7 protein-coding genes are annotated in these 5172 nt (G+C 67.6%); 3 read left to right on the forward strand and 4 right to left on the reverse strand.

What is annotated here, in order from left to right:
* On the reverse strand, positions 1 to 83 hold an 83-nt coding region (locus AX750_RS14720; RefSeq protein WP_156449769.1), incomplete at its 3' end, for a Flp family type IVb pilin.
* A 414-nt stretch (positions 84 to 497) separates the two neighbouring features.
* On the opposite strand from AX750_RS14720, the gene AX750_RS14725 reads away from it, so the two are divergent.
* From AX750_RS14725 to AX750_RS14735, 3 genes are all read left to right on the forward strand, one after another.
* Positions 498 to 1022, forward strand: a complete 525-nt coding sequence (locus tag AX750_RS14725) for a pilus assembly protein N-terminal domain-containing protein (RefSeq protein WP_082734941.1) — start codon at positions 498 to 500, stop codon at positions 1020 to 1022.
* Positions 1023 to 1219: 197 nt separating this feature from the next.
* Positions 1220 to 1843, forward strand: a complete 624-nt coding sequence (locus AX750_RS14730; RefSeq protein ID WP_066734087.1) for a TadE/TadG family type IV pilus assembly protein — start codon at positions 1220 to 1222, stop codon at positions 1841 to 1843.
* An 8-nt stretch (positions 1844 to 1851) separates the two neighbouring features.
* The gene (locus AX750_RS14735; RefSeq protein WP_066734091.1) at positions 1852 to 2475 is read left to right on the forward strand and encodes a TadE/TadG family type IV pilus assembly protein; all 624 of its coding nucleotides are present in this window, start codon (positions 1852 to 1854) and stop codon (positions 2473 to 2475) included.
* Positions 2476 to 2565: 90 nt separating this feature from the next.
* Here the strand turns inward: AX750_RS14735 and AX750_RS14740 are convergent, their stop codons facing one another.
* The 3 genes from AX750_RS14740 to AX750_RS14750 form a co-directional block, all read right to left on the reverse strand.
* Complete coding sequence (locus tag AX750_RS14740; RefSeq protein ID WP_067254526.1) at positions 2566 to 3126, reverse strand: TIGR02281 family clan AA aspartic protease; 561 nt, start codon at positions 3124 to 3126, stop codon at positions 2566 to 2568.
* 175 nt (positions 3127 to 3301) lie between these two features.
* Complete coding sequence (locus AX750_RS14745) at positions 3302 to 4210, reverse strand: ribokinase (protein WP_066734101.1); 909 nt, start codon at positions 4208 to 4210, stop codon at positions 3302 to 3304.
* The gene (locus AX750_RS14750; RefSeq protein WP_066734107.1) at positions 4207 to 5103 is read right to left on the reverse strand and encodes a 2-dehydro-3-deoxygalactonokinase; all 897 of its coding nucleotides are present in this window, start codon (positions 5101 to 5103) and stop codon (positions 4207 to 4209) included. Before AX750_RS14750 ends, AX750_RS14745 begins: the two co-directional genes overlap by 4 nt.
* Positions 5104 to 5172 lie beyond the last annotated feature (69 nt).

Here is a 5172-nt window from a genome sequence, read left to right on the forward strand (position 1 = left end):
GCGACGAGCGCCGCGATCAGGCCGTACTCGATGGCGGTGGCGCCGGACTCATCCTTGACGAAGCGAGCGAAAACGTTGGTCATGTGAAACTCCTCTTGAACCACGGTTTGACGGCTGCCTTCGCTCTGATGTGGCTTCGGTCAGCGACGAGATGGACATTACCCCGCCCCTCTTGCTGACCGGTTAAGGCGAAAGAAGAATTCGCCCGTTCCGGCAGACATTCGAGCGATGGTTAACATCACATTTCAGCAATTCCCGATAGATTATATTTGATATATACATGATTATGACAGTTAACGTCTCGTTTTGAATGCAAGCTTTGCTGTCCGTCGGATCTTTTCTCGGGGAGCTCCGGGCTCGCCCATGCCCTCCCGCAAGAGCTCTGTCCCTGCGGCAGCGCTCCGTCCCCGCCCTTAAACCGGGATGACCGCCTGCGATTAGGGTTTGATTCATCATTTTCCGCTTTGCTGTCAGGACGAAAATCTTGAGGCTGCGCGATGTTCACTCTTCCGGCCGCTCTTCGGCGCCATCGGCCCGGCCTCGCCGGGCGCTTCGCCGCGCTTGCAGCAGCCGTCGCCGGGTTCGCGCTGACGGTCGGGACTGGGCCGGTGTGGGCGGCGCCAGCGGCCGGCAAAGTCGAGAGCGTGATCGTCAAGGTAGACCACGCCAAGGTCGTCCGGCTGCCGGAGAAGGCCCAGACGGTGATCGTCGGCAACCCCGCCATCGCGGATGTCGCCGTCCAGAAGAACGGCGTGATGATCGTCACCGGCAAGAGCTTCGGCGTCACCAACCTGATCGCGTTGGATGCAGCCGGCTCCCTCCTGGCGGAGTCGCTCGTGCGCGTGGGCGCGGATTCCGATTCCGTGCTGACCGTGCAGCGCGGGCTGGAACGGGAGAGCTATTCCTGCACGCCCGTCTGCCAGCCGGCAGCCCAGCTCGGCGACGCGCCGAAATACTTCGGCGAGGTCGGTTCCCAGGCCAGCACGCGGAATAGCGCGGCGCTGGGCGCGAGCAAGCGCTGAGACACGGCCGCACAGGGTTAAGGACCCGCTAACCGCGATTCGACCGCGAATGCCGCCGGTCTAACGGATCGGCAAGTCTTTGCCGTTTACATTGAAGGCGTCATCTGACCGATGCCGCATTCGACGAGACCAGGGGCGAAAGCCGGCCCGGTCCGTCGCGGCATCGACCTGCGACGCCAGAACGGGACCCGGACGGCATGACCGACGCTTCCTCAATCGCCCCCGAAGCGACCGCCGCAAGCAAGCCCCAGGCCCAGCGCCGTGCGCGACTGCGGCTGTTCGCGCGCTTCCGCCGCTCGGAAGACGGTGCGACCGCTGTCGAATTCGCAATGATATCGGCCCCGTTCTTCGCGCTGCTCCTCGCCATAGTCGAAACCGCGCTGATGTTCTGGACGAGCCAGGTGCTTGAGGAAGCGGTCTCGGAGACCTCGCGCCGGCTGCTCACCGGCGAGGCTCTGACCCGGTATACCGGTAACGCGGCGACCAACACGCAAGCGTTCAAGAACGACGTCTGCGCCAGTGCGCCGGGGCTCGTCGACTGTTCGAAGCTGGTGATCGACGTCCGCAGCTACAGTTCCTTCGCCAACGCCAAGAACGGAACCGACGGCACCAATCCCATCTCGGCCGGCGGGCTAAACACCACCGGCTTCGGCTACACCGCGCCACAGCCGCAGCAGATCGTCGTGGTCCGGGCCGTGCTCGAATATCCGCTCTACTTCACCAGCTGGAGCACGAGCCTCGTCAACATCGGCTCAGGACGTCGCGGCATCGTCGCCTCGACGACATTCCGGACCGAGCCCTTCAACGCGCCCGCGACATGAGGTCCCCGATGACGCGCGCTTGCGACAACATTTCGAACCGCAAGGCGGTTCGGCACCTCGCACAACGTTTTCGCCGCGATGCCCGCGGCGTCGCCGCGGTCGAGTTTGCGATGATCCTGCCGGCGATGCTGGCGATCTATTTCGGCATCGTCGAGACGGGCCAGGGCGTGATGATCGACCGCAAGGTGACGCAGCTGACGCGCTCGCTCGCAGACCTTACCGCTCAGTCCACCACAATCTCCGATACCGAGATGAGCAACATCTTCGACGCGGCCCAGACGGTGATGATGCCGTACACCAGCGCCAATCCGAAGATGTCGGTCCATCACATCGTCATCGACAGCGCCGGGGTCGCCAAGGTCTGCTGGAGCGAGCAGCGCAACTCGACGAAATACGCGCGCGGCACCACAGTCGCCATCCCGGCCGATCTGCGCCTGCCCAACACCTCGATCGTCATGGCGCAGGCGAGCTACGACTTCACGCCCGTCGTCGGCTGGATCATCAAGGGCGGCGCCATCACCATCGGCGGCGATCCGATCTATATGCGCCCGCGCTTGGGCAAGGCTGGTGGTACCGCGAGCATCGAGCAGATCGAGCGCTCCGGCGTCTCGATGTGCCCCGGCTTCAGCTGATCCGTCCGGATCGCCGGCATCAGGACACGATCAGCCTGCCAGCGGGTCCGCCGCCGGCAGGCTCGTTCTTTTGAAAAGGCACCCGCCCGCTCAGCCGCGCAGGATCATACGGCCGGTCTGGACCTCGTAGCCCCTGAGCTTCGCGAGAAAGGATGTGCCGAGCAAGCTCATCGAGAGCGCGCCTTCGGGCAACACGACAGCCTCGACATTCCGGACCAGGATCGAGCCGAGGCGGACCTCGCGCAACGTGACGCGCGCCCCTTTCACCGTGCCGTTGGCCGTGTTGAGCGTCATCCTGTAGTCGCCGGGCGAGGGGCGTAGGCCGAGAGCGTTCGCATCCCGCGCCGTCAGAGCGACGAGGCTCGCGCCGGTGTCCACGAGCATCTGGACACGGAAATTGTCGATCGATGGGTGAACGACGAAATGCCCGCGATAATCGGCCGCGACTGTCAGGGTCGGCGGCTCGGCAGAGCGATAGGGCGTGGCGGGCGGCTCGCTGGCCCGGTTCAATGCCGGACTCGCGGTCACGCTTGCAGCGCGGGGCGCTTCTCCCATCCCAACCCCGTTGGCCAATCTGCCACCAAAGGTCACCGCGCCCAGCGATGCGATCGCCGCGATCCCGAGCGCCCAGACGACTGGATTCTGCCCCATCGGCCGTTCTCCCCTCGATCCTTCAGAGGATGCGGCGCAGTTCCTGCCGAAGGGTGAAAGGGGAAGCCGGGGCGCGGCGCAATCCTCATCCCGGCATCGACGGAGAGAGAAGAGCCTTAACCCCGCCTTGCCGCGACCATGCGAAGGCGCGGCAAACGCACTGGAGGAAAACCTCTCAGAGGAAGGACTGGCCGACCAGAGCCTCAATCGCGTCCTTGCGCGGGATGCTCGGCTGGGCCCCGGCCGCCGTGCAGGCGAGCGAACCGGCCGCGAGGCCCCGCTGCAGGGCGCCGGAGAAGCCGTAGCCGGCGGCGAGTGCCGCAGCGAAGGCGCCGGTGAAGCTGTCTCCCGCCGCGACCGTATCGACCACGTTGATGGCGGGGGCTGCGAGCCGGCGGCGGACTCCGCCATGCCAGCCGACGACGCCCTCGGCGCCGAGCGTGACGATGCAGGCGATGCCGAGTTCCCCGTCGCAGCGGCGGGCGATGTCGTCGGGCTCCCGCTCGCCCCAGCCCAGCGACTGCGCCAGCACCAGCGCCTCGTGCTCGTTGGCGACGAGCATGTCGAGGCATTCGAGCAGAGCGGGATCGGGTGGCCCGGCTGGCGCGAGGTTGAGGATGACGCGGCCGCCGGCCTGCTTCATGCGCCGTGCCGCCTTGAGGCATTCCGCCTCCGGCACCTCGCGCTGGAGCAGCAGGATATCGCCCTCGCCGAGCGGCAGCGACGCCAGGGGCGTCGCGCTCGCCTCCACATTGGCGCCCGCAGCGACGACGATCTGATTGGCACCGTCGGCATCGACGGCGATGAAGGCGGCGCCGGTCGGGGCCTCGACCCGCGCGACCTCGGCGAGGTCGACGCCCTCGGCCGCCAGCAAGGAAAGCGCGATGTCGGCGAAAGCGTCGGTCCCGACGGCGCCGACGAGGCGCACCTCGGCACCGGCGCGGCGGGCGGCGAGCGCCTGGTTGGCGCCCTTGCCGCCGGGATGGAGGGCGTAGGAGGGTCCGATGACGGTCTCGCCGGCGCCGGGCAGACGCTCGACCGGCGTGACCAGATCGACATTGAGCGAACCGAAGACGACGATCATGCCGCGATGGCTCCGGCGAGGCGACGGATGCCGGCGACGAAGGCGGCTTCCGGCGTGGTGACGGTCGCCGTCAGTCCCGCCGCGACCAGGCCGGCACCATAGCTCTCCGCCATGGCGCCCTCGGCGACGAGATGGACGGTGTCATGCCGCCCGGACAACGCCAGCGCACCAGCGATCTCGTGGCCGACCAGCAGGGCCGAAAGATAGGGCCCGACGGCCGAACCCGGCAGGCGCCCGGCCAGCACCTCTGAGCGGGCCGCGAAGGCGGTGTTGAGCAGGCCGCCCGGGCGTCGCGCGGCGGCAAAGCCCGCCGCCAGGCCCAGCCGCGCCCCCTCCTCGCTCGGCTCTTCGGCGAGCCTGGAGAGGATCGAGTTCTGCCGCAGCAGGCCCCAGATCTCGCCGGTCATGAAGCTGGCGAAGCGGGTGATCCGTCCGCCCTCGACGAGGGCCCATTTCGAATGCGTGCCGGGCAGGCAGGCGATGCCGTCCCCCAACCCGAGCCCGACGATCAGGGTCTCTTCGCCGCGCATGACGTCGAAGGCACCCTCATCGCAGGAGAGGCCGGGCAGGATGAGCGCAGGCGTGCCGTCGGCCAGCGCGACCGTCAGTCCGGCCGCGGCAATGGCATCCGGCGAGGCGGGGCACGGCACATAAGCCGCCTCGACCCAGCCATTGCGGCTGCCGACCATGCCGGCCAGCACGATTTGCGCCTCGGGCGCCATCCGGCGCAGGTCGCCGGCGATGGCCTCGAAGGCGGCCGGGAAGCCACCTGCGGGAACCGACTGGATGCCCTGGTCGGCACTGCGGCGCTCGAGAACCTCTCCTGTTTCCGAAATGAGAAAGGCGCGGGCGCGGGTTGTGCCCCAGTCGAGCGCGATCACGGGTCTGGGCATGGGGGAAGGCTCCGGGACCCCCTCCCCCTCGTGGGGAGGGGGTCCCGGAGCCTTCCCCCAGCCCAGACC

The sequence above is a fragment of the Methylobacterium sp. CCH7-A2 genome (assembly GCF_001557075.1).
Lineage (GTDB): Bacteria > Pseudomonadota > Alphaproteobacteria > Rhizobiales > Beijerinckiaceae > Allobosea > Allobosea massiliensis.